The organism is Acinetobacter sp. LUNF3 (assembly GCF_022699605.1).
GTDB classification, from domain to species: domain Bacteria; phylum Pseudomonadota; class Gammaproteobacteria; order Pseudomonadales; family Moraxellaceae; genus Acinetobacter; species Acinetobacter johnsonii.
The window spans coordinates 77435-101829 of record NZ_CP093969.1 but is presented as its reverse complement, the minus strand read 5'-3'; the positions used below and the strand labels follow the sequence as shown (position 1 = coordinate 101829).

Here is a 24395-nt window from a genome sequence, read left to right as displayed (position 1 = left end):
TTAAAAACCTTCAATTGATTGCTGATGCCGATATCCCTAACCCAAGTTAGCGAATACGCACACGCTTTTTGTCACCCACAATTTTTTTCAATTCAGCTTTGAGTGCGTCTACAAACTGATCCACTGATTCTTCTGTTTCCAGGTAAACACTACTTGAACTTTTGCTGTAAATGCTGGCGACATCGACTTCGACAACAGGTTTCGGTGGCACTACGGCTGTCGCAGGCTGTACCGGACTCGCAGCAGGTGTTGATGTAACTGGGCTGGAGGTGGTTGCAGTGTTGGTTACACTCTCTGCTTTGCTCTGAGCCAGTTGTGCCGCTTTGGCCTGACGCTGGATTTCCGTCTGAACTTCGCTTTCCAACTCATACAAGGCTTCATCAAAACGCTCCACGGCGGTTTGAGTTTGCAACATATAGATGGTGGACAGGCTAGTTTCCACTTCAATATCCGTTTTCAGCAGTTGTAGTGGGCGTAATAGCTTGTTACTCAGCTCAGCGGTAGCGATGCCACTGTTTTTAATCTCGGCTTCTAACTGTTTGATCTTGTCATCAATGTGTTCTATCGCCTGATTGCGCTTCTCACTCAACAGTCGCTCATTGACGCTTTCCACAGTGCGAACCAAATCAGCGATTTTATTGAGTAAACCATATGGTGATTCAAGGGTCGAAATGCGATGTAATTCAGAGAGGGCTTTTTTTGCCACCTCATCACTGCCCAGCGCCTGTTTGTTTTTCTCAAAATGACGTAAGGCCTGTTGCAGTTGCTGCCAGCTCGGCATCTGGTTAGTGAAGAACTCATGAATATCACGATAATCTTCTTCCAGATCCAGATAGTCGTCCTTGTTCTCAACCACGGCCTTAAAGAAATCGAAGCTGTCGCTATTCGCCAGCAAGCGCTCCAAAGTCAGAATCGACTTTTCAATCACTTTCTTGCCCGGGAACTGCCCAACATCAGTTTTACTCTTATACGATTTAAAGTTGGCTAACCAAGTCTTAAAATGCTGCAAATAGAATTCAAACAGCTCTTTCTCAGTCGCTGGTCCCATGGCCGAGAATAGGTCTTGGGTCAGTTGGCGTGCCTGTTTCAACACCTGATCATCAGTCTGGCGCTTTTTAATAATGGAAACATCACGGCGACGGCGGCTGTTTTGTAAAGGCTCAAAGGCATCTTTTAACTGTAAGCTGCCGCCATTTAACTGCAGAGAAATCCGCCCCATCGCAGCCAGCTGACCCACCAATAGTAAAATCTCGGCATCCGGCCAGCCATAAGGACGTTTGGCAAAACGATCTACCACATCTGAGACTAGAATACGCTCTGTACCGGTGGCCCGTAGTGCAATGTACTGCTCCACTTCCTGTAGGGCTTTGGGATTGCTCTGACCGCCATCCAGAGACAATCCGAGTTGCGCCATATCATCCACAGTCAAGACGGCGTTCAGTTCACGCCAAGCATCCTGCTGATAGACCTGCAGATAGCTCAGTTTGGTATAAGTGTTTTCCAGCAAATAACGACAAGCCTCATCCAGCTTGGTGGTTGGACTTGAAGATGAAAGTTGTAGATGTTGACCCAAGGCATAACTTTCCGCGTCCAGCAACATTTCTTCGACCCGGACACGCAGGCGTTTTTTACGTTCTTGGTTCTCACGGCCACGGTCTGCCAGAATACGGGAAATATCGGACTGAGTGCCATCATCATTTAAGCGGATGAATTTATTGGTTTTCAGCCAGGTGCGCAGTTCATTAAAGAACTGTTTATCGTCTGCCAGTTTAAACAGTATCTGCCCTTCGGCCTGAGTACTTTTACCAATACAGTAAGCTTCAGTGTAGAGGTTATATTCCGTATCTAGTGGAGAAATGATTTCAACTTTCAAATCGCTCTCATACTTGCCATCCAGGCTATGACCATCCAGAAAACGTCCAATCTGATAGTCCATCTTGTTGGCTTGATGGCGGTATTTGTTCTGATCGCGCAGTAAATCTTTAAAGATCAGATTGGCTAACTCTTTATTTTCTTCTGAAGCTGCTAAGTCAGTGGCTTTAATTTTGCGAGTGATATCACGTTCTTCATTGGTCAGGAACAGGAACTCATCGCCATTCCTCGTAATCAGGCTCTCTTTTTCCAGACGCTGCAGGCTCTCTTCAATCCGCTTGCGCAATGCCAGCTTATCTTCATCAATTTTCTCAATCGACAAAGTCACCAGGTTATCCAGCGTACCTTTGATGATATCGACATAGCGGATCATGAACAGGGTACGCAGCATCTGCACATCAAAACCATCCAGGGTCTTATTCTGCCCTGCCTGGTCGATGGTACGCTTCACTGCTGTATCCAGAAATCCTTCCACTGAAGTATAGAAGCGGTGGAAAGGAACCAGGGCACCGACTTCATCTGTGGCAATCGCATTCGCGGCCATCTGGAACGCATCCAACATGGACCGTTCACCATAGGCCAGGTGTGCACCGGTCGCACCGACCTTACGGATTTCTTCAAATACTTTTTGCACCAGCTGGAAATGGTACGGCGCAAAAGGATAGTTATTGATAAAGCTGTCTGGACCCTCATAGTTCTTGAGTGTTGGGCCTGAACGGTCAAAGGTGATCTGGTTTTTTAAGATATCGCCCTTTTGCTCAAACACCGATCTGAGCAATGCTTCTGCTTCTGGGGTTTTACGTAATAAACGTTTCTGGATGACTTCATCGGTATTGGAACTGGACAGTGATAACCGGGTTTTAAAACGACCAGCAATCTTGGAGAAGTCATTGGCTTTGGAAGAAGACATCTCACCTAAAACAGCATCGATGTCTGCCTGTGAGGTGACAATAATCCAAGCGCGGCCTTTACAGATCGTACCTAGGTTTTCAGTAATGGTTTGCAATGTCAGCATCAAGCGAGTATCGCTGCCAATAAACTGCCCCACTTCATCGACCAAGAACAACATGCGTTGCTGGGGTCCTTTGCTGTCCAGGTATTCTTTCACCCACTGACAGAAGTTTTCCACCGAAACACTAAAGGTCTGCTCAGAATCCTCAAACCATTTATGCGCTGCTTCTGCTGATAGATTCAGTGCCTGAGAAATCGCAGTTTCGACATCATCCTGATAGAACTGGTAGCCATCACGCTCCCCTAGCCAGGACATGCCGCTGGATTCCTCAAACGCCTGTTTAAAGCGCTCATAGACCCCTTTCTGGCTCAGATGACGTTCCATATGGGCAATATGTGGATGGTCAGCACTAAAACCCTGATACTCGTTAAACACGCGTAAAAACACATTCAGAATCGGATTGCCATCATCATTGGAGCTGGCTTTACTGTCGATGTTAAATAGGATGACATCGGCATGATGACTAACGGCCTTGCCAATATCAGCACGGATAAACGCATCACGGATTTTGCTTTCATCAAAGAATTCTGCAGCACTGCGTTCGTTACCTTCCGCGTCACGTGCCACTTTATTGGCCAGAATATACGACAAGGTTTTCAGGAAATGTGATTTACCTGAACCAAAGAAGCCAGAAATCCACACGCCGACACGATTGGCAATCGAAGGGTCGCTCAGGTCTGTACCATAGGACTGGAAAAAGTCACGAAAATGCTTTTCCAGCTCATTGGTGACCACGTACTCATCCAGCTCCTGGTAAACCGTGGCATTATCATCCTGGTCTGCTTTTACGACCCCGTTAATCGCACGATCTAATGGCTTGTAAAAAAGTTCTTTAATGTTCATCTCAATCCATTCCCCCGAATTCTTATTTCTATTTGCCCTGTTTAAGGCACTAATCTGAATGCTCTGTAGTAATTGTTGCTTGGAATTTTTCCAAATAAACTCATCGCTTGACCGTCGTAATAGCCTGGGTAAAACAGCACCACTGGCTTATGCCCCAGTAACGAATGCAAACTGTTCAATAAGTGATGGGCACGTAACAGTGGCCAAACCGACCCAACCCCAGTCATCAACACAATATCTTGCGCATTGGTGGCATATTTACTCACCAGATACGGCGCGAACTTATCCATATGCAGTGGGCCCTTTAAGGCTTTGAGCAGCGCTTCATCGCCTTTGGCTTTTTGCATTTGAATGGCTTTATCGATGAAGTTACGCTCAGCCAGATAATCCACCACGGCTTGCAGCAGGTTGATATTCACCACCTTCAGCTGACTGTGTTTTTTCTCCAGCATCCCTTCGAGAAAATGCAAATATTCGCGCACTTTCAACTCATCTTCAGGCGCATAATCAAAAATCCAGAAGCCAATTTCATTGCCCAATCCTTGTCCAGTGAGAAACTCAGTGGAAAGAATTCGCTCTGGAATCTGGTTCAGACGCTCATGTATTGTTTGACTCATTGCTGCCCCTCTACAACTACCGCGTCCATAGCGACACTTCCATAGATCTTTTAATGCGTTGTTTATAATGTTCTTCCAACAGGCTACGCAGCTCTGCTCTGACGATCACGCGCTGCAACTCCAGCTTACGGGTACTTTTTAAGTAACCGGCTTCTGCCAGCATGCGAAACACCACCTGCCCCATTTTTTTCTTGCTGGACTCTTTCCATTCGCAGATATCCGGATCGCGTTGTGAGCGCTCATCCAGAAAGTCTGACCAGATATAACTGTCCAAGTATTGCGCCTGGGAGATATAGGCATCCCTCATCACCGTTTCCATAAACTCAAGCAGCAACAGGTTGCGTTCCAGTGCCCCACAAAAAGCCACCTGGGTCGCCAGCTCATCATCCCCATCACGCAAAGCTTTCCAGAAATCAGGCTCTAAGCGCTCAAGACGCTTACGAATGGCAGTGGCGTTACGTTGGGCTGAAGCAGGCGTTCTTTTTTGCAGAATATTGTCAATCTGAATGGCCTGATGCCATTGTTCTGGAGTCGCTTCTCGTAATAACAGATCCGCGATCAGCCGGCTTTCACGCACCATCAGTGAACCACCAATCAGGTCACTGTCATAATGAAATTGTTCTAACATGGCCAATCTCCTATGAGGCCTGATCAAACAGGTAAGACGACAGCTTTTCGATATCTGAGCGTTGTAGTACCAAGGGATATTTCAAGGCATCATCCGCCTCAGCCAGCGTGATCGCGGCCTGATATCGCTGCAAAGTATAGTGAGCCAGGGCTTTTTTCACCGGAATCTGTAATCTGCCATCAGGCATGCCGAAGTCTTTTTCGACCAGCGCTTGTTGTGATGAGTTCAATTTTGGATTAGGGATCAGCGTCAGTACAATTTCTTCATGCCATTGCTGATCCTGAGCAGGGTCTACTGACTCAATCGCCACCACAACAGGTGTGCGATCAATCCTGGAGAGTAAAAAGTCCTTAAACTGCTTGCTCTGATGGCAATAGGCACGAACATGCCAGCGAAAACCGGTATACACCAGGGTGTGTGGGGAAATGATGCGCTCATGCCACTGCGGATTCTGCATCGAGGCATAAATCATTTTTAAAGTGTTTTGGTTTCGGCAGGCACGCAAAACTTCCCGAATCACTTCAGGACGTACACTGCGATCAGGTAATTGAACTGCTGCAAGATTCGGTTCTGGTGTCGCAATCAGGGCATGTGATTCACTGACCAAGCCCGAAAGCATGTTGAGATACTCATTGATATGCGCTGTAGTCAGTACCGGTTGAAAACTGGCTTTAGGCACATAGCCTTTTACTGATGGATCATGAATCAAGGCATCGGGGTTATACAGCGTATTATAGCGTTTGATATCAGTAGAAGCCTGCTGTCGACTGAGCCCAAACCAGCTCATTAAACGATTGGTGACCAAACGACCTTCCCAGTAAGCAAGCAGCTCGATCGCTCGCATTCGTAGCAGGACTTCATGCTTATCTGTCGTCATATACCAATCAGTCAATAAATAGCAGCTTTAAGATTACCCTACAGCAAATATACAGTAAACATTTTTGACGGTATTTTTAAAGCAATTGGATTTTTAGTCTAATCTCAGGGGAGCCATAATTTATTTGCTATTTGCACCCATCCACATCAAATAATTATTTTCTTTCCCTTGAGCATATGACCACTCCGCCACTTTATGTGACCGCTCTTTATCTGTTAAAAAACCGAGCACTGATATCTGATCTACAATAATCAAATCCTGCTCTTCATTCCGCTCGTACCACTTATGCAAAAATTCATCAGATGCCAGTAAATTACTTTTCTTAGAATTACAGCTTGAATCTGCCAATACGAAGTTATGAGCTGTATCTGATGGATACATAGACCATGAAATGAAATGATCAACGGCGTAATTGCCATTACACATCGGTTTATTGCAGTAGAAGCATTTACAGTCCCAAATATTCCAAAGAAATCCAACACATTTTCGAACAATCATTATATGGATTGGCACTTATATAAATTCAGACACTTTGTTGAGAATATATTCGCAAGACTCAAGCAATTTAGAAGAATTTCAACACGCTATGACAAGCTAAAGCAGAACTATGAAAATTCAGTTGCTTTAGCTTGTATATTTATTTGATTACCATTATGAAATGTCAACAGACCTAATTTTAAATAAAAATATATAGCTTAGGCTATTTCCCATAAATAATCGTTTTTTATAGCCTCTAACATCAAACCAAACACAACACATAGCGTAATATTTTTCTCATTTCCGTCACGAAAACTCACCTTAATTTCACGGCTTTTCTGCTTAATATTCACTGGATAATTATCCGTTTTCAACTTGACGTTATCTGGTAAAAGTTGCTGAATGCCGATGATAAAATCCCCCATAATCCATTTCATTTTTGGTTTGTTATTCTCATCAAAACGATATTGAAAATGAATATAGTTTTTTCTTAGCTTGGTATGTTGAATTAAGATTGCTAAAGCAGACAAGGCTTTAGCTTTTAAAGGTTGCTCTAGTTCTGTGAATAGAACCAGTGTTTTTGGATCAAAATTTCTTTTAAGAGCATCATCGTAAAATTCAAGTAAATATTGCTCATCCATCGATTCTGTACTGTTTTGCTCCCACTTAAGTTTACTAAGTTTGGGTGACTTCCATTTCGCAGCTAACCAGATACAACGCTGAAGCCAAATATGCTCTTTATATTCTGAACGTTCAATGTAACAACGTATAATTTCATATGATGATGCCGTCATATCTGACTGGGTTTTAATTATAGGGAATGGTTGTAACTTCTTTAATGCTAAAGACTGGTGATAGAAGTCAAAGCCCTTATTATTTTGAATATACTGACGCAGATCTATCTCATCTTTAGTCTGTTGCTCCCCTAGTAATGTATTTACTAAAGAGTGATGGACTAGACACGGCGTATTGTAAATCCGATCAATCGCTAGCAGATCAAGCGTATGTAAATAGTGAGATGCTGTTTGTTCAATTGAGCTATGCCCCATCCAATCTGCTAACAGACGCCACTTATGTTGAATCACACCCTCATGTTCTATTGCACATTCTCCAAATAAATATTTACGCATCAATTTGGCATGATTCCAAGTATAGTCCGTATAAGTCATAACCATTTCCTTTGAACCACACCATGCGATAGCTAAATGATTTGCAGCACTATGGCGGAAACTATGAAAGCTATAATTGTGATCTTTACCTATAATTTCATTAAAGAGTATTTGTGTCATTTGAGTTATATATAACTCGCTAAGAATTTCTCCTTTACTCGAAAAAACGAGCCGCTTATCAATCGGCTGAATTAGATTGATATGCGAAAAATAAGTATTTAGATATTGTTTAATAAATTCCATTTCGTCTTTGAGTAAGACCGCATTGAGGTCCAATTGACGATTTGCATTTTGGCTTTTTAGTCTTCGATATACATTATTTTTTAAGGTGATCCGAATTTGTATATCTTGATTATGCTGTGAATTTTTCCAGATGAGCTCAGGGCAGATAATTTCTGCGAATGTAAGTCCTCGAATTTCATTGAGACGAAGTCCCAGTCTGTAAGCCAATAAATACATCAGTTGCAGCTGCTGCATATACTCTTGCTCTTGTAACGTTGAACAGGCGTTGATTTTCAACATCAATTTTTGTTTCAATTGATTAAAAATTTGTGGACTGACTAACTTTGCGTGACACAACTGTACTCGCTGAAAAGTATTGTATTTAAAGTTACTCACTTGTGGAGTTCCATATTTTTGTATACAGAATGTATGAAATGACTTGAGCCGTCCAAATGCATACTGAGCGCGACCTTGACGCATGTTCGGTTTCGATGTGCGTTGAATTTCATCACGATCGTCGATACCATTTAGGATGGATTCATACAGCTCTTCATAGTCTTGAGTATTCATTGTTTCAATCGCGTCTTCATACATATATATATGAAATAAATAATCTTTCGCCATGCTACTGAGATAACGCTCGATTGAACTCACTTTATTATTTTTCTCTTTTAAATCAAAAATCCAACCTAACAATCTCAGCTGGGCCTCAATAAGATTTTGTTCTTTGCTATGCACTGCTGTTTTTTTCTTTTGTAAACTTTTTTGGATATGCTTCCAACGCATCAATTTAATACTTTCGCTTTTACGTTGTCGCTTCTTGTTCTGTTTTGATTTTTCTTCATCACGTTCAAATAACATTAGTTCAAACGGAATTTCCTTAAGTTGTTGATGTGCCGTGATCATTTCTAACTGAGCCACTTCAGTTTGTAATGAGGGTCTTTGAGATGATGAAGTAAACGCATCATCTTTTGTTAAGGCCTGTTCCTTAAACCAAGCGGCCTTTTGATCTTGCGGTGTTAGTGACACGGTCTTAAGACGATTTTGCAAGACCTCACTTAAACACATATCCAAGCTTAAATCTGGATGAATTTCTAAACCTAGATTTACATGTTTGAATGTTTTTAAAGCTCCCATATCTATAAGTGCTTGATCGGAACATCGTAATATTTTTTTTAATTCTTGTATTTGTTCAGATACATCGACTTGTACACTGATCACATCAAATACAGCAATAATGGCTTCAATGACACAACGCGGATTTTGTGCTAGTACTCCCTGCCGTTTAATTCCCTCCATAAACATTTGTGCATAAGGATTGAACCACACGTGACGCCACTGATAAATGTTCTTTTCTTCAATTTGGTTGCCGTAATACCGATGTTGGGTGCGGTAATGTAGAACAAGAGGATTAGTAATCTTTTTATAGTCTGCGCGGTATAATTTCGAGCACAATGACGTTCTCGACTGCTGCATCTCATCAATCAAAGTATTACCAATTGCCGTCAGCTGACTCAAATCATTACAACCAGAGCAGTAGATTAAGCTTAGATAAAAATTCCCCCATAACTGTTGCGGTGTTTTCGTATCTACAGTTCTGCTCCGCCAATAAGTTTTAAGCTCTGCATTAATGTGAAAATGCAGTCGTCCCAATTTAATTCGCTCCTCTGTGGTTAATATCTGACGCTGTGGCGGGTCAATAAATTGAGTTTTCGGGCGAAGTTTGATTAGGTACGCATTTTCGGTGTTCCTTTCGTAATTCTCACGGTGTTTTAAGAAACATTTTTCACTATGTTGGATATATGGTTTTCTAAGTACATTTCTATTCAATTTCTTTTGATCTAAGAAGCAAATTAATCCATCATAAAAATCTGTCCAAATTTCTTTAATCTTTGCATCTACTACCCTCGGCTCTTGTCTAGATTGGTTAATAAGATTCAATATTTCATCAAAGATAAATCCTACTTGTTGCGTAATTTCATCGTAAATAGCATCACTCTTTTTCATCATTATCTATCCTTTATTGAATGGTGCTCTATCACGATAAATGTTCGATATTAAGGGCTTTGATCATGTCATCAATACCATGAGTCACCTGAACCATGTACTGATGTACAGAAGCTGAGGAATAACGATAAAATAACTCTTGATCACGTTGATCATGGCCATACAGTGCTTGAATAACATTAAATGTAACGCCTTTTTCCACTAACATATTCATATCAAAATGACGATGCCAATTGTTATAAAAACAATGAGAGAGATAACGGTTAACCCAACTGCGATCAAGTGAACATATTTTTATTTTCTTGCTTGCCCATTCTTGAGCCGTCACTGGCAATTCTTTAGGATAAACAATTACCTGGCCAAAGAGATCCTCAAGCAAGATACTTTTACTGAATACAAATTTTAATAAATCCGCATAGTTGTCGACAACACTTTGTAAAAAATTGATATAACGGTTGAATGCTTGAATAAAAAACTTTGGTAAAGGAATAAAGCGACCATCCTTTCGAGAATTACTATTTTTCTTATCGTTTACATACAATAATTTCAATTTGAGATCATAGTCACTCAATTGACCAAGTAAGTTAGCTATCGGGCGTCGTGTTAAGCATAGTAAACTGACATGCCACATCCAAGCACTATATGCATTGACTCGCTCTATCACATGCTGATGTAATTGTATTTTCTCATCACAAAATTGTTTTAACTGAACAAAGAAATCGGTAACGAAACGAGGGTTAAGTGCCAATTGACTACCAAAACGTGCATCTTCAGATAGAGCATATGTTTTGAATTGTTGTTGTACGTCTTGCATCTCTGCAGCAATATCTGGCGTGGTGAGTGTTTTTAAATAAATTAAATAATGCTCATTGATAAGATGCTGTGCGACACCATTATAAAAACTGCTTGGCAAGTCATGATGACTATCTTTTCCCGACAGCACGTGTGCAATATACTCATTAAATGTGCGATGAAAAACATGAAAATACAACTGTGCTTGTAATTTTTCAACTGTGATTGAACCTATCTGCTGTTTTGAACTCCACTTTTTCAAGTATCTATTCACGTGATGGACAGTAATTACCTCACGGTTAACACGTAAGTTTAAATAGTCAAACCAGCTGCTAGAAAGATGAAGATCGTGTGAGACCGTATGATTAAGCTGATGTTGTTTTAAAATTTCAATCTTCTGTTTGGTGATATCTAAGTGTAGCCTGAGACGATACTCTGGCTTCTTAGAATTCTTATTTTTAATAAGCACACCCTCTTCAATCAATTGTGAATAATCAAGTAGTGCAACTGGCGAAAGACCTGTGGTGAGGCTTAGTAAACACGCTGCAGCAATTGCTGCTTCATTCGAATGGCCATTATTCAACTCAAGATTTAAAATATAAACCAAATGCCGAATCACATCTTCGCTCATATAATGAGCATTGGTCACAAACGGTTGTAGTCGACGCTGGCGGTGTCGCAGTAAATGCTCTACATGTTGATCAAGTACTTGATTAAACCGCGCAGTACTTAGATCTGTTGTATGTATTGTAATGCTGGAGTCTAATACATCCAGATCTCCTTCTTCATCTAATACAGTTTCTTGTGTAGCTATAATTTCAGCTGGATAATCGACTAAAACTTGTTGCCCTTTCTTCTTTCGGCGATAGCTGATGAGTTGTTTTTTAGACGGCCAGTCTTTCGTATGCTTTTTCTTTTTACGTTGTCTATGCACAATTTTTTTCTGTGTGAGTCTTTTCAAAATGATCGACAGTGCACGTAAATGTTTTAAAACTTTTTTCTCTTTAAAATTTCTACTCTCAATGTACTTGCCCCAGGCACGATAAACATCTTTATCAAAATCTGCTTGATTGAGCATAAAACTTAAATACAACTGTAATAATAATTCACTTTCTTCTACTAATTGCTGATCTTGATCTTGCTCGAGAATGGGTTTGGCAATATACCGCAATAAATCACAAATCTCTTTTTGCTTTGCGTGAGAACCAGACAACTGAGCCATGGCTTTATAATGTGCGTAAAAGAAATAACTTACTTTTAATACAAGATATTGTGTTTCGCGAAGCTCTGAAGATAAGTAAACACTGAAGTATGTGAATGCAGCATATAGATAATCGGCTCCAATTTGGCGTGATTCAACAATATTTTGATAGATCTTAGCTGCGCCACTTTTAAGCAAATTAATTTGCTTTAAATCATCCTCACTTAATCCAGCAAATTCTTTCAACATAGCAGTTTGCTGGAATTTCAAATAATCTTCTAAAAAGTTTTCTTTCATGTTTTATTAATCTCAGCTCAAATTTTCTGCTTCATCAAAGTGTTGAAGAAAAGATTATGATCGATATTTGAAAATTTCTAAGACTTGTTTTTTGATATCTTCATTACGAAAATCAAAGAAAATTATAAAAAAATGAGCATTTAATATTTTGTCGTCACCAAAAATTTCTTGATGGAATAGTGGATCGATAAATGTATCAAGTCTTAGGATTAACTGTAGCTGTGGGACATAATTCACACTTGCACGTACTTCTCGCTCATTTTTTAAAATAACTAAAATTTGCTTCCAGATCTTTATGTAGAGTTTTTTGAAACTGGACTGCTTACTTTTACTATTTCGCGGTTGAAGATTTTTTAAGCGCTTAAGCTGCGCTTTCACAGTAGTCAACTTGTCAATTTTAGCAGCGAATGGAAACATAAATTGATAAAGAAACACAGTTGTATTTGTTGCAAGCTGATCAAAAATCATACTCAAATAAATCTAAAATCATATACAAACTTTTATACCATTTTTTTTATTTAATTTTCTAAAACTTTAAATAAATTGAAAAATAAATCTCAAATTATTAATATTAAACATATTATTTTTTTTATTAATTAAAAATTCTTCCAAAAAAGTGGTGTTTATCGTTATTCCAACTGTATAACGCCCTTTCCCTTCAAGGGCATCTGAATGGAATCTTACGAAAATCCCATAAATATCACCAATAGCTATGCTTATTGCCCTTCTGCTTCTTCAAACACATCTTTTTTGTTTAAAAGCATATGTTTGATCGGCCGACCAGTTAACTGAGCAATATCCAACAGATCACAAACCATCTGTTGTCCTAGCTGTTCACGTCGAGCAGCTTCAACGATTTCCTGCATGTTTTTAAATTCTTCAAAGCTTAGAACAACAGCTTCGGGCGTATTGTTCGTACAAACAAAAACAGGTTTATGGCTATCTTTGACAACTTGAACAATTTTACTCCAAGATTTGCGAACATCCGTCGTAGAAACAGTCGCACCATCAATAAAAGTTAATCCCTTCATATCTAAGACCTCATACTATATGGTAAGAATTGCATCATATTTGCCCTATAATTTGACCATATTTCAAGCATGCAATATCAATTTAACTATGTAATTTAATTCTTGATCGGCTACTTGGAACAAGAATGACAGGTAGGGTGCAAATAGGAATAGTTCGTAGGCTTACACAGGAATAGGCTATTTCGGCAAATCCGCTGAAAGTAACTTTTCATACTCCTCAAGTGACAACTGATCTTTGATCGCTTTGATGATCTTATCATCCACAACATTTGGTCCTAAATAATACAGCGCTGAGATCGCCATACCGACCTTTTGCAAAGGGTATTGAAGCAGTCGTTGATCATCTGTGTGATTCAGCACCACATCTACACCCGCCAGTTTGAATCGTCTTGAACGGCCATTTGTATGCAAGACATGATATAGCGGGACTTGAGTACTTAGCCCTAAACGATTGGCACAATAGCCACCATCATATTGAAATATCTCGCCTGTTAATCGGGTCATCGCAGCCAATACTTCAAAGATATCAGGCGGCAATGCTCTCGGCGGATTAAAAAGATTTGAGAATTTAACTTTATAGTAAATATTAGGGATAACCTGACTGACCTCCCCTTGATCCAGATTGGGAGATAAAAAGCTTAAAAGCTGCTTCTTAGAAAGAGCAACACTAAACTCTTGAATAGAAAACACGGAACCCGCTGCTAAGTTTTTCAATTCAGCTTCTACTAAAAGTCTTTTAATATTGTCATCCATAGGCGCAATCCATCATCGTGATATCTTTATTTCCGACCAAATCGTTCCAATTCAGCTTCGTTAAAATCCTCATTAAACATCTGCTTCACCCGATGCTTTCTTTTTAACGTTGCGACAGTAGCGAAAAAACATGCCTCACATAAATACAGTTGATACTGTTCTCCATCATGTTTGGATTCCTTACCCCAATTGGTAGACAGGACAGCATGGTTCAGTTTCGTGGATTCCATACAAACATCACATAAAATATCTGCGAGTTGTTCTAGGTCTTTATCTTGTTCTAAATCTTTGTGTTCTTTGCTTTTCACATTGGTCTCCTCACTTTTTGATGCTTGTGAGATTTATGTCAGTGCCAGATCCAAAGCAATCAGGATCTCACCCTCTTGGCATTCACTGGGTGAAGGTAAAGTCCGACCCTCTTCACGATAAAAGTCCACACTGGTGAACAGCGCATCTTTGGCCATTTGTAAGGCATCGTCCCAGTCATCACCACAAGTGATTGCCTCGGGAATATCCCGAAAAGAGACGTTGTACGCTTGCCCTTCTTGTTCAAATTTTGCTGGATAAAATACTGGACGACATAACATGATCGAATTCCTATAAATACTGATTGAATCATTCATTTCTTGTTTTAAAGGCCCCTGCCTCAGCAAGGGCTCGTCTTGATCACTATTGCAATCTGGTTATCTAAAATAATAACCCAGCGTATCGTCTTTTGAGTCTCCCCACCCTGTCCAGATCTCTGTCAGCTGTACATAATCCTGATTGACGCTTTTGACTTTATATAAAAAGCTACGGGGTGGAGAGGTCTCATTGAGGCGTACTTTTTCAATTAAGATAAAGGTCTTGTCATCCAACCATCTGACCCTAAGATGTAGGGGATCCTGACACTGCCCCAGTTCTGCATACATCGCCGCATCTTTGCCATTTTTGGAGAAGGACAAGCCGGCACATTGAACCTCAGGGATGTCCATCACCAAACGTTTTCCGATCAGGCTTTCTTTGGCGCCCGCACAGGCTAAGGTTGAAAGGCTGAGACATAAGCCCGCTAAAAATATTTTTTTCATGATGCTACTCTTTATTTATTCAGTTGAAGCGGTTTAAAACATATTGTCAATAAAGCCACACTGTAATATGTGCTGTGATGGATCTATTGGATGGTCATACAGACTGATATAGGCAATCATGTCGGTCAGATCAGAAACATCCCGTTTATAGTGCTGGGTATAGATGTAAATCTGTTTAGGGCTGTAACGCTTTCCATTTTGAAAGACCTCCCCGTTAAACACCTTTAAATGCGGATACTGTTGAAAGACCTGATGGGTCTTAGTACGTTTCTCATTGTCATGTGCTGAGGCTTGATCCCACTGCTGTTTAAAGCGTTTAAATTGCTGCCCGCTATAGTGACTGAACTGAATCTTTAAACCCGCTTCAATTTTTTCTTTGGTTTGGGCCATGTCATCATTGCGATAAATCGAGGTACTTGCCCCAGCTACACTGACCTGCATCAAAGCCTCGATGCGTTGAATCGGATTGCGTTTATCTTTGGGCAAATAGACTTCTATTTCAGGACAATCCTCACAGTAGTTTTCATCGTCTGGATCATCTACCACGCTTGATTTTTGCTGGGTGTATTGCTGCTTAAATTGTTGTTGCAGCGTTGTTCGCTTAGAGGCTGCGGTATGCGTCCATTCTCCTGTGGCCAATTGATTGCTAAACGACTGTTCTTGCTTGGCCCAATCCAAACAGTTTAAGCCTTGCTCTAAAGTCACTGGCTGTGCCACTGCAGTCTGTAAAACCAACAGTGAAGCATTAGCAAGTAAAAATGGTCTCAGCTTAAATGCCATTGGAGGATTCTCCTGCTGAGCGTTTTTCTCCTGATAAGTGCTGTTCATCAGACTGATCATCGACTTTAAACCAGTAGGCATAATCCTCAGCTTTTCCATCCACCAATACGTTTTGCACCTGAACGTCATAGATCACGTTGTATTGCATTGCGTTAAAATGAAATTGCAGGTTATTGGCCACTAAACCATAGCTGATATTGTCATACTGGATGTTGCTGATCGTTTGGATGTGCTGATTGTCTCGTCTAGTCACTATGAGCTTCGCCTGTGAAAAATCCACCGTATTGTTGGCATAGGCATTTTGAGTATTGACTAAAATCGACAAGGATAAAGGTTCAGTTTTTGCAAAGAATTTCTTCGGATACACATGATACGGATAGGCAATCACCCCTTTCGGCATCGTAGTGCCTAGGGTTTGTGATGCATAGGGATAGACCACCTTCATGGCAGCCCCTAAGATGGTCGCTACGCTTTTAGCCTCGGTATTGGAGACTTCACCATAGGCGGTTTTAGTCAGGAAGGGACTCAAGATATGACGTCGATGTCCAATGCTGGCCGAGTTTTTTTCAATCAACCAATTGATCACATGGGTATCAGCACCGTAGCTGGCTAAAGGTTGATAGGCTTGAACAAAGTTCAAGTTCGATGTTGAAGCCCCTTGATAGCCAATATCACTAAAACAACGCCATGTTCCATCTGGATAATGTGAGGTCTTTTCATTCACCGCCAGTAACATAGAGGCTTGCATCATTTGGTCTTCATAAGCCTGGTCATAGCGAACTTTCGGCAGATTATGTAAGGCACGAATCTCATTCAATGTATTGATAAACAGCTGACGCTCCGCCTCACTGGGTCTTCCTGCATGACAGGCATTCAGATCTTTATGCTCCTCTGCTTGCGCCTCAATGACATCCACCATCATTGTGCTATTCACAGGCAGAAGCTGTGATATTCCTGCCTGTGTCAGTGTTAAAGTACATTTGCCCACACCAAGGGCTTTGAGCTCGCCTAGTTCGAAGTCACAAATATTGGGACTCTCACTGCTAAAACTGAGGGTCAGATCTTGATCCGTCTTCAGGTTTAACTGATAGGCCTGACCTTTGAGAAAGCGCTGGAGCTGTAAAGGTTCAAAGCTTTGTGCTGTCTTGTTTTTACAGATCCCTTCTTGGAGATATTGCGTTTCAGAACACGTGACAGGCTGAGGTGAAGTACCGCCATTATTTGAGTCCTCTGCTCCACTAGCACTTCCACTAGAACTTGAACCGCCACCACCACCGCCACATCCGGCCATCGCCATACTGATGGCCAGCATTAAGGTGCTGGTTCTAATGGATTGCATCCCCGATTTTGAATGTTTCATCATTTTATTACCCTCTCTTATTCTTGGTTATTATTGGTAATGATCAGCTGATAGTAGTTGGCGGATTTCACTGGCCATTTTGGGGCTACGCCAAGGAAACAACACTTTGAGGCGGTAATGCGGTTTGAATTGATCGCGTGTTCCAATATTGACTTGGTATTCTCTTTTGACTGGGCTGCGATGTTCGTGATAGCGGATATGCGTTCCCGTCATCGGATTGCTAGTAATTGTGCTTGTATAAGACACTTTGTCTTCAACTAAGTTGAAGTGACCGACCGAAGTAATATAATCAAATGGGTATTTCACTAAACGCTGTTCGGGTTCATCAAACAGGATGATGGTTTTATGCTGACTGTTAATCCAGACCCCACGATTGTGATAATTAAACTGTTCACCTTGACGGGTCAGTTGCTCCGTCATACCTGCAAAGTAGGTATTGCCATATGTATAGAAGTAATAGGTGATCACAAACCATAACAGCCAGATGCCAAAGAATAGGTAGCCAAACCAGCCAAAGGAAAAGACTTTAGCAATAATTAAAAAAATGACGATCGGCACCACGATGCACTTTACAAAGACCTTGGATTTTTGTGGGCGATTTTCGATTGAAATGATTTTTGGTTGAGTGAATTCAGACATCATTGTTCCCCGCATGTTCAATGCAATTGACAATCACAAGGGGATATAAAAATAAGTATTTTTTATAGGCGTGATTGAGCCATCCACCTTAGAGATTGTTCGTGTAAAAATGTTTTATTAATACAGCTTAAAAATTAAAATCAGTGCTGTATGCCCTGTTGAAGGACACAACAAGGTTGAACGAGTGCGGAGGTACAGGGAAGAATAAATAGAAATGACATAAGAAATTCCTTTGTTTAGAACAAGAAATTCTGCCAGTTACTGCTAAATAATGGTGGCAGAACGAAAGAGGGTTAGCAGACTGGTAAACAAAGAAACCAGCACGTACAAAGACGTCCCCCTTCCGCCCTACCATAGAGAAAAGGGGGACGAGTGGGTACAGCAGAATATAAAGTCAAACTTTATATTCCTTCTTTGTTTACAGGGTCTGCTAAAACCCACTGGCAATGTAGGCCAGCGAGCTCATATTAGATTTATCCAGCGCTTTAGTCAATTTCGAAATACGATAAAATTCACATTATTCGATTAAATGAATTTAGTTGAGTTGCTGACTTCAGCGATAAACCCAAAATTAATACAATCCATTAAATGCTTTTGATATTCATATATTTTTTTCATTTCTTCTTGGGTAGTTATAAATATTACCGAAATCATGATCCATTCTTATAGATTAATTGTACCACACTCGACACACTATAACTTGATGATGGAGAAAACATACTAATCTTCGAATTCTCACCTAGAAAATGGTGATAGCCTTCGCCTACTAATGAATATAAAGCACTAGTACTCAATGTTTAAGGTGTCTTAATAAATGCAAATTATAACTAAAAAGTACCAATCTAAATATCATCTCCAAGTTATAGGGGATTTGAAACAACACTCTTTAATCATAATAATGTGAAATTAAAAGCTTTCAAAATCAAAAGAAATGAATCACATGAAATTCATAAAAAATTCTTGGGAAGATCTATTTATAAAATATTCACTCTATCACCATCTCAAGAGGATTAAAGCTAAGTGTCATAGAATTAAATCATTTGTGATAAAGTTAAAACAAAGAACATTTGGAATCGAGTCAATCAAGTGCATACTCATATATCCCTTCTTAATAAACTTACAGAATGAACCAGTCCTTCCACTCAAGTTTATTTAGATAGAGTAACCCGAATTATCGTATTGATGAAAAAGTGTAGCAAATTGCTACACTTTTTCATTTCTCTCTACCAGCTCTTTCAATAAAATTTCAAGTTTATCTAGACTAGCATTGTCAATACTCGAAATATTTAGAGAAACCTTTAACTGCTTATCATTGAACTTGATATTACCAGCGACTTTTCCAGCGTACTCAATTTTTTTTACCACCGATGTTGATGCTGTTTCTTGATTACCCTGTGTAAGTATTTTTTCTGCATGAGATACGGCTTTCGTTTGTTCAAGCTTCCCAAGCTTAACTTTATTCCAAGCATTAATTAAAGCTTCTTCTGCCAATTCTTTTAAGTCTGCATGATCAGATAAAAATTTTTTAAACGCTGTAGCTGCAGTTCGACCAAGCAGTTGCGGATCTTGAGCTAAATCCCCCAGAACTACCTCAGGCAATTTTTCAAATGCCAAATATTTATACATATCTTCACGATTTAGGCCTAAAGATTTGGCTAAACGTTGCTTATTCTTTTTTAAACTCTCATCCAAGCCATTCAGTCCGATATAAATTTCAAAATCGGTTAAATCTTGGCGTTTTAAATTTTCTGCTAATGTTAGCAAAGATGCTTCTTCGTCATTAGCATCTATGATAATCGCTTCAATTGTCGATTTTTTCAAAAGTTCATGAGCGCGTAATCGACGTTCACCAGCAATCAGTTCAAATTTTAAATTTTCAAGCTTTCTGACTGTAATAGGCTGGAGTAATCCAACTTCATCAATAGACTCAGATAGTTCTTTAATCTCCTGCGGATCAAATTTTTTTCGTGGCTGGTACGGACTCCGTGAAATGTCTTCTATAGGGACATTTCTTCTGAATTCCTTCAACTCTTTAATATTATCTTTTTGAGCTAGCTGATGTTTTTGAGTATTTTGTTTTAGCTTTTGAGCTAAAAGTTCTTTTGCAGTGGCCATAAATATCCCAATCAGTTAACTTTTTTTAATATTTCTTCTGCTAAACGTTCGAAAGCTTTGCGAACTTTCCCGCTTTTATCTAGTTTTAGAAGTGATTGTTGCATAATAGCTGCTTGATTCACTTTTGTGCTTTGTGGAATTGTTGTTTCCAGTATATGACCTACTTGTTTATATGCTTCATCACGGATCAACTTACAAACATTTTGGCGTTCATCATGTTTAATTAGTAAAGCTCCTAAAAGTTTAAGTTCAGGATTAATGCGTTTGATTTTTTCCAAATGATTTAACAGGTCGGTAACACCGTATAATCCATACTGTGATCCAGATTCAATTGGAATAACTACATGAGTAGATGATGCCAAAGCATTACTAGTCAAAAGTTTTAAACTTGGAGGACAATCAATTAAGATAAAATCATAAAGATCTTTTAAAAACTCAAGTTTAGTTGCTAATTCTTCTGAAGGTCTTGGCGCATCTTCTTTAAGTTGATCTTCCGTTTTACCTAAATTAAGTGAACCATAAATAAGTGATACATTTTCAAAATTTGTATCTTCTTCAAGGGCATCGGTAAGTAATGAAACATCACCTATTAATAGTTCCGCAGTTGTAACACCAACTTCACTTGGATGACGTAATCCTATATGCAAACTAGCATTAGCTTGAGGATCTAGATCTATAACTAATACTTTTTTACCAAAGTTTGCCAGTTCAGAAGCTAAATGAACAACTGTTGTTGTTTTACCACAGCCGCCTTTGTGATTTGCAACAGCAATAATTTTTGCAGACATACTTGTCAAGTCATTCTATATTTCAATAACTAACTAATATAAATAACTTTGCCCTAAGTTACTATACCTTTTGAATTTATAAAATTTGATTGTATGTATGCAATACAATTTTTAAATTTAAAATTTTACATAGCTAGCTTATTAATAATTAAAGTTAATTTATAATTAAGTTAATTTATAATTAGAGTATTTTTTATTATTATATTTCAATTGGTTATATCTGTAAAGGTGGAGGTTTTGTCATTGATAAGTGGAATACATGTCACTAATAAGTGGAGTATTAGTCATTGATAAGTGGAATACTTGTCACTAATAAGTGGAAACAAAATCACCTAAAAGTGCGGTGTATGTCACCACAGTGGAATACTTGTCACATATTTTTATTAATTTGCATAATTTTCATATTAACTTACAGTAATTCAATATTTTATTTTATGGATATTTTTTAAAATTCAGTCTTTATAGTGGAATATTTGTCACTTTGTAATATTTATCTGTGGGTAAAAAGAAGTGTTATTTAATTGTAAGATTCAGTTTTATTGGCTATTAGGGAAAAACGTGGAAAACTTATCATCTATGCTTATAACCTTGTCTAAAATTTAAGCTAAACAATTAAGTTTATTATCAATACTAAATTTCTAACATATTTAAAGGTGGAAAACTTGTCATACTATCGAACTTTAAGTGAATAATAAAAAATCATCTAGCAATCCTAGTGATTAAACTTTACCTAATTTGAAATCCTAAATCTATTAAAAGTGGAATGTTTGTCACTATCAGTATAATAAAATGACATTATGGTGGAATGGTATATATATTTTCCACTTTATGGTGACGATTATTCCACTTTAAAGTTTTAAGGTGAAAGTGTTGAAAATTTTTCCACTTTTGTATATAAAATTACCCATACACATTAAAACCGCTATTTTGATAGCGAATATGCTCTATGACTGAAGTACATCAAATCAATGAACAATTGGATTCAATCCCATATTGCATAGGCAATATTCGTCAAAACGGTGTTGTAAGCACAAGTAATCGCTTGATAAGGCCTATTGAGCTTTCAGCAAATGAATACAAAGCATTGCTTTATGCAATGGCTGTTGCAAATTATGGGGAAAAAAATAATGCGGATAAAGAAATCACTGAACAAACATATATCTATTTATATAAAGATGATTTAGCAGATCTATTAGGTTTGAGTAAGCGGAATTCTATAAATGTCGCAATTGACCGTATTTATAAAGAATTATCCTCAAGAGTAGCGCACTTCGTTATTGAGGAGCCCGTTGATGATGGGCGAAAAAAAACAAAAAAAGTGCATTCCGTTGTTCCAATAATACGCGAACTTCGATGGGAGGATGATTCTAAGAATGCACTTCAGATTCGATTCACAAGTGAGGTGCTTCCATACTTTACCCAACTGGCTGGAGGAAACTTTACAACATATCAGTTGAAGCATTTGTTTGCACTTGATTCTGTTGCTAGCATGAGTCTTTATACTTACTTTATTAAAAACGAATTTAAATTTAATACTCAGGAAACATACGAAGTGCCACTCCTCTTAGAAAATCTTAAGGCACTTATTGATATTAATGAAACTAAGTATGATCGCTGGGTAGACTTCAGAAGATATGTATTAGATAAAATTGTTGCAGAAATTAATGAAAATACTGACCTACAGTTGGAATATGAAACAGTAAAAAAAGGACGACCAATTGTAGGTGTTAAATTTAAACTGCATCATAGAGGTTTTGATAAGAGTGAAATTGAAGATAAGAAGACAGAAAAGCTTAAAATTTATTTAGATGTACCTTTCGAAGATAATGCAGAAGTTAAAGAATTAGGTGCTAAGTTTGATACTACGGTTCGTTCCTGGTATATCTCAAATGATGATGCTAACTGTATGCAATTAAAAAAATGGTTCAAAGCTATAGGCTGTTTAACGGACTCTCAAGCAAATGTTGTAATAAATGATTCATTATTTCAAATGGATTTTGCGGAAGTTGGTATGAGCTTGGCTGATTTCAAGCGAAAGATGAAACATAAGCTTAAAACAGATCGTATATTTGTTGAAAGTATCAAAGAACGTTTAAATGAAATCTTTGGTAAAAATGTTATTTGAAAGTGTAGCAAGTTGCTACACTTCTTTATGTTCAGGTTTATTGCAATATTTGGTGTAATGTGAAAAAAGGGGTTCCATTTATACTAGATTCACTGCACTATCGTATGAAATATTTATAATTGAGCATAAAGAAGTATATATTTTATTGAAAACTGAATAAGTACACTAACAGATAAAATGAATAGTTCTTTAAGATATGAACGGTCTAAGTTTTTTAATTTACTAAATCAAGGTAAGTTCAAGCACTTATCGCTAAATTTTAATTTGCATTTTCGAAGGTACAATATATGAGCGTATTATCTTTTTTACAGTCCAATTTTTTGTAAAGGTAGGGTACTACACCTAAAGATGGATAAAAATTTTTAAGAACTCTAATTAACCCGAATAGTGGATAAGAAATGGACTTGAAAAACAGAAGGACTAGAGCCATCAGTTGAGTTACCACACAAAACTCACAACTCTAGTTCTGATGTTCAATAGTACCGAATTATTCTGTGTAATTGATGATTTCTTTCTTAAATTTGAAGCAACTTATTGGAAATTTCTCAAGCAAAACAATCACTGCTTAAGAATCCGAAAAGTGCAATTGAGTATCTCTGAAATCCTCTTTATCGCCATTTGGTATAAGTGTTCTCACTTCAATAATTTCAAAGCATTTTTTTCATGGCTGAAACAGCATAAAAGTCATTTATTTAAGAGCTTACCTTGTTATCAACGCATGATTCACCTGATTAATATGCATCAATTAGCACTACATGCTTTACATGTAGTTGTAATGAAAGCTCAACATAGCCAATATTTATGGATTGATTCAACGACTCTACCTGCCTGTAAAAATCAGCATATTCAGCGTCATAAATCATTAGCCAAGATCGCATCTCGAGGTAAAAGTTCAATGGGGTGGTTTTATGGCTTTAAAGTACATATCGTGATGAATCAATTCGGAGAGATCGTTAGCTCAGGCTTATCCAATGGGCATGTTGCTGACATTAAAATGGTTGAACAATTAGCTGAATGTTTACAGGCGAAACTCTATGCCGGCCGTGGCTACATCAGTCAATAATTAAAAAGAAGATTAAAAGAACAAGGTATTGATTTAATTACCTATCATGGAAAGAACATGACGTCTATTAAATTATCTGTATCAGATGAATATCACTTAAAGCAGGGCAATAAAATAGAAACGTTATTCAGCTTATTGAAAGGACACTACAATTTAGTGACGAGTAGAGCACGTAGTGCTTGTGGATTTCTAGGAGGGATTTATGCTTCATTGTGCGCATATCAATTGAGCCACCGAAATAAGCCAACCATTCGAGTAATCGAATCATTGGCTTAAACAGGATTCGGGTTAATTTATATACCCAATACCTCTATGTTGGGCAGTTTTTCGTTTAATGAAAAATGAATAACAGGTATAAAATTAATATTCAGCTTGTAACTAGATAATTCATTGTAAGTAAAATAAATAACTGGAAGTCTTATCGCATAAGGGCTACATTTAATTAATAAGGATAAGATTCTTACAATAATTAACATATAATTACTGAAAAATATACGTTATTTCTCCATATTGAATTTACTGATAGCAATTTAGATTTTAATGATTGTGTCCTTCAAACTAATCATTAATCAAGTATTCTAAATTGGTGTTGGATTATAATAATAAATGTTACATGAACCGCTACTTTTCTCACGAAAAGCTCCACCTCCTTAGGGAGGT

General features: G+C 38.4%; 18 protein-coding genes and 3 pseudogenes. 3 read left to right on the top strand and 18 right to left on the bottom strand.

Going from position 1 to position 24395, the window contains the following annotated elements; genetic code table 11:
* Positions 1-46: 46 nt before the first annotated feature.
* From brxC to MN200_RS16620, 5 genes and pseudogenes are all read right to left on the bottom strand, one after another.
* Positions 47-3727: a BREX system P-loop protein BrxC gene (gene brxC, locus MN200_RS16640; protein WP_152630429.1), complete on the bottom strand. Its 3681-nt coding sequence runs from the start codon at positions 3725-3727 to the stop codon at positions 47-49.
* 41 nt (positions 3728-3768) lie between these two features.
* Positions 3769-4344, bottom strand: a complete 576-nt coding sequence (locus MN200_RS16635; RefSeq protein WP_005403808.1) for a DUF1788 domain-containing protein — start codon at positions 4342-4344, stop codon at positions 3769-3771.
* 16 nt (positions 4345-4360) lie between these two features.
* The gene (locus tag MN200_RS16630; protein WP_004758931.1) at positions 4361-4972 is read right to left on the bottom strand and encodes a DUF1819 family protein; all 612 of its coding nucleotides are present in this window, start codon (positions 4970-4972) and stop codon (positions 4361-4363) included.
* Between the two features lie 10 nt (positions 4973-4982).
* Entirely contained in the window at positions 4983-5849 is an 867-nt protein-coding gene (locus MN200_RS16625) for a WYL domain-containing protein (RefSeq protein WP_039890893.1), read from the bottom strand.
* 120 nt (positions 5850-5969) lie between these two features.
* Positions 5970-6314, bottom strand: a pseudogene (locus tag MN200_RS16620) (HNH endonuclease signature motif containing protein); the annotation flags it as partial.
* On the opposite strand from MN200_RS16620, the pseudogene MN200_RS16615 reads away from it, so the two are divergent.
* Positions 6309-6494, top strand: a pseudogene (locus tag MN200_RS16615) (transposase); the annotation flags it as partial. The pseudogenes MN200_RS16620 and MN200_RS16615 overlap by 6 nt on opposite strands.
* 50 nt (positions 6495-6544) lie before the next feature.
* On the opposite strand, the gene MN200_RS16610 reads toward MN200_RS16615, so the two are convergent.
* The 13 genes from MN200_RS16610 to MN200_RS16550 form a co-directional block, all read right to left on the bottom strand.
* Entirely contained in the window at positions 6545-9727 is a 3183-nt protein-coding gene (locus MN200_RS16610) for a site-specific integrase (protein ID WP_151732003.1), read from the bottom strand.
* A gap of 28 nt (positions 9728-9755) precedes the next feature.
* A complete protein-coding gene (locus MN200_RS16605) occupies positions 9756-12014 on the bottom strand; it encodes a hypothetical protein (RefSeq protein ID WP_034616934.1) in 2259 nt (752 codons plus the stop codon).
* A gap of 54 nt (positions 12015-12068) precedes the next feature.
* Positions 12069-12482: a hypothetical protein gene (locus MN200_RS16600; RefSeq protein WP_034616937.1), complete on the bottom strand. Its 414-nt coding sequence runs from the start codon at positions 12480-12482 to the stop codon at positions 12069-12071.
* Between the two features lie 248 nt (positions 12483-12730).
* Complete coding sequence (locus MN200_RS16595) at positions 12731-13045, bottom strand: type II toxin-antitoxin system prevent-host-death family antitoxin (RefSeq protein ID WP_005331193.1); 315 nt, start codon at positions 13043-13045, stop codon at positions 12731-12733.
* A 177-nt stretch (positions 13046-13222) separates the two neighbouring features.
* The gene (locus tag MN200_RS16590; RefSeq protein WP_151732039.1) at positions 13223-13798 is read right to left on the bottom strand and encodes a DUF6088 family protein; all 576 of its coding nucleotides are present in this window, start codon (positions 13796-13798) and stop codon (positions 13223-13225) included.
* A 26-nt stretch (positions 13799-13824) separates the two neighbouring features.
* Complete coding sequence (locus tag MN200_RS16585) at positions 13825-14106, bottom strand: hypothetical protein (RefSeq protein WP_151732040.1); 282 nt, start codon at positions 14104-14106, stop codon at positions 13825-13827.
* A gap of 33 nt (positions 14107-14139) precedes the next feature.
* On the bottom strand, positions 14140-14385 hold the full coding sequence (locus MN200_RS16580; protein WP_151732041.1) for a type II toxin-antitoxin system HicB family antitoxin: 246 nt from the start codon (positions 14383-14385) through the stop codon (positions 14140-14142).
* Between the two features lie 96 nt (positions 14386-14481).
* A complete protein-coding gene (locus MN200_RS16575; protein ID WP_151732042.1) occupies positions 14482-14865 on the bottom strand; it encodes a hypothetical protein in 384 nt (127 codons plus the stop codon).
* A gap of 33 nt (positions 14866-14898) precedes the next feature.
* The gene (locus MN200_RS16570) at positions 14899-15645 is read right to left on the bottom strand and encodes a hypothetical protein (protein ID WP_151732043.1); all 747 of its coding nucleotides are present in this window, start codon (positions 15643-15645) and stop codon (positions 14899-14901) included.
* Positions 15635-17008 carry a CAP domain-containing protein gene (locus MN200_RS16565; protein ID WP_151732044.1) on the bottom strand — a complete coding sequence of 458 codons (1374 nt, stop codon included), beginning with the start codon at positions 17006-17008 and terminating at the stop codon, positions 15635-15637. The genes MN200_RS16570 and MN200_RS16565 overlap by 11 nt, the downstream gene beginning before the upstream one ends.
* A 27-nt stretch (positions 17009-17035) precedes the next feature.
* Positions 17036-17644, bottom strand: coding sequence for a hypothetical protein (locus tag MN200_RS16560; protein WP_151732045.1), 609 nt, complete (start codon positions 17642-17644; stop codon positions 17036-17038).
* Positions 17645-18847: 1203 nt separating this feature from the next.
* A complete protein-coding gene (locus MN200_RS16555; protein WP_005331533.1) occupies positions 18848-19759 on the bottom strand; it encodes a ParB/RepB/Spo0J family partition protein in 912 nt (303 codons plus the stop codon).
* An 11-nt stretch (positions 19760-19770) separates the two neighbouring features.
* Positions 19771-20547: an AAA family ATPase gene (locus MN200_RS16550; RefSeq protein ID WP_005401940.1), complete on the bottom strand. Its 777-nt coding sequence runs from the start codon at positions 20545-20547 to the stop codon at positions 19771-19773.
* 946 nt (positions 20548-21493) lie between these two features.
* Here MN200_RS16550 and MN200_RS16545 point away from each other — a divergent pair.
* Together MN200_RS16545 and MN200_RS16540 are read left to right on the top strand one after the other, a co-directional pair.
* Positions 21494-22672, top strand: a complete 1179-nt coding sequence (locus MN200_RS16545; protein WP_005324312.1) for a replication initiation protein — start codon at positions 21494-21496, stop codon at positions 22670-22672.
* Between the two features lie 469 nt (positions 22673-23141).
* Positions 23142-24011 (top strand): annotated as a pseudogene (locus MN200_RS16540) (IS982 family transposase).
* Positions 24012-24395 lie beyond the last annotated feature (384 nt).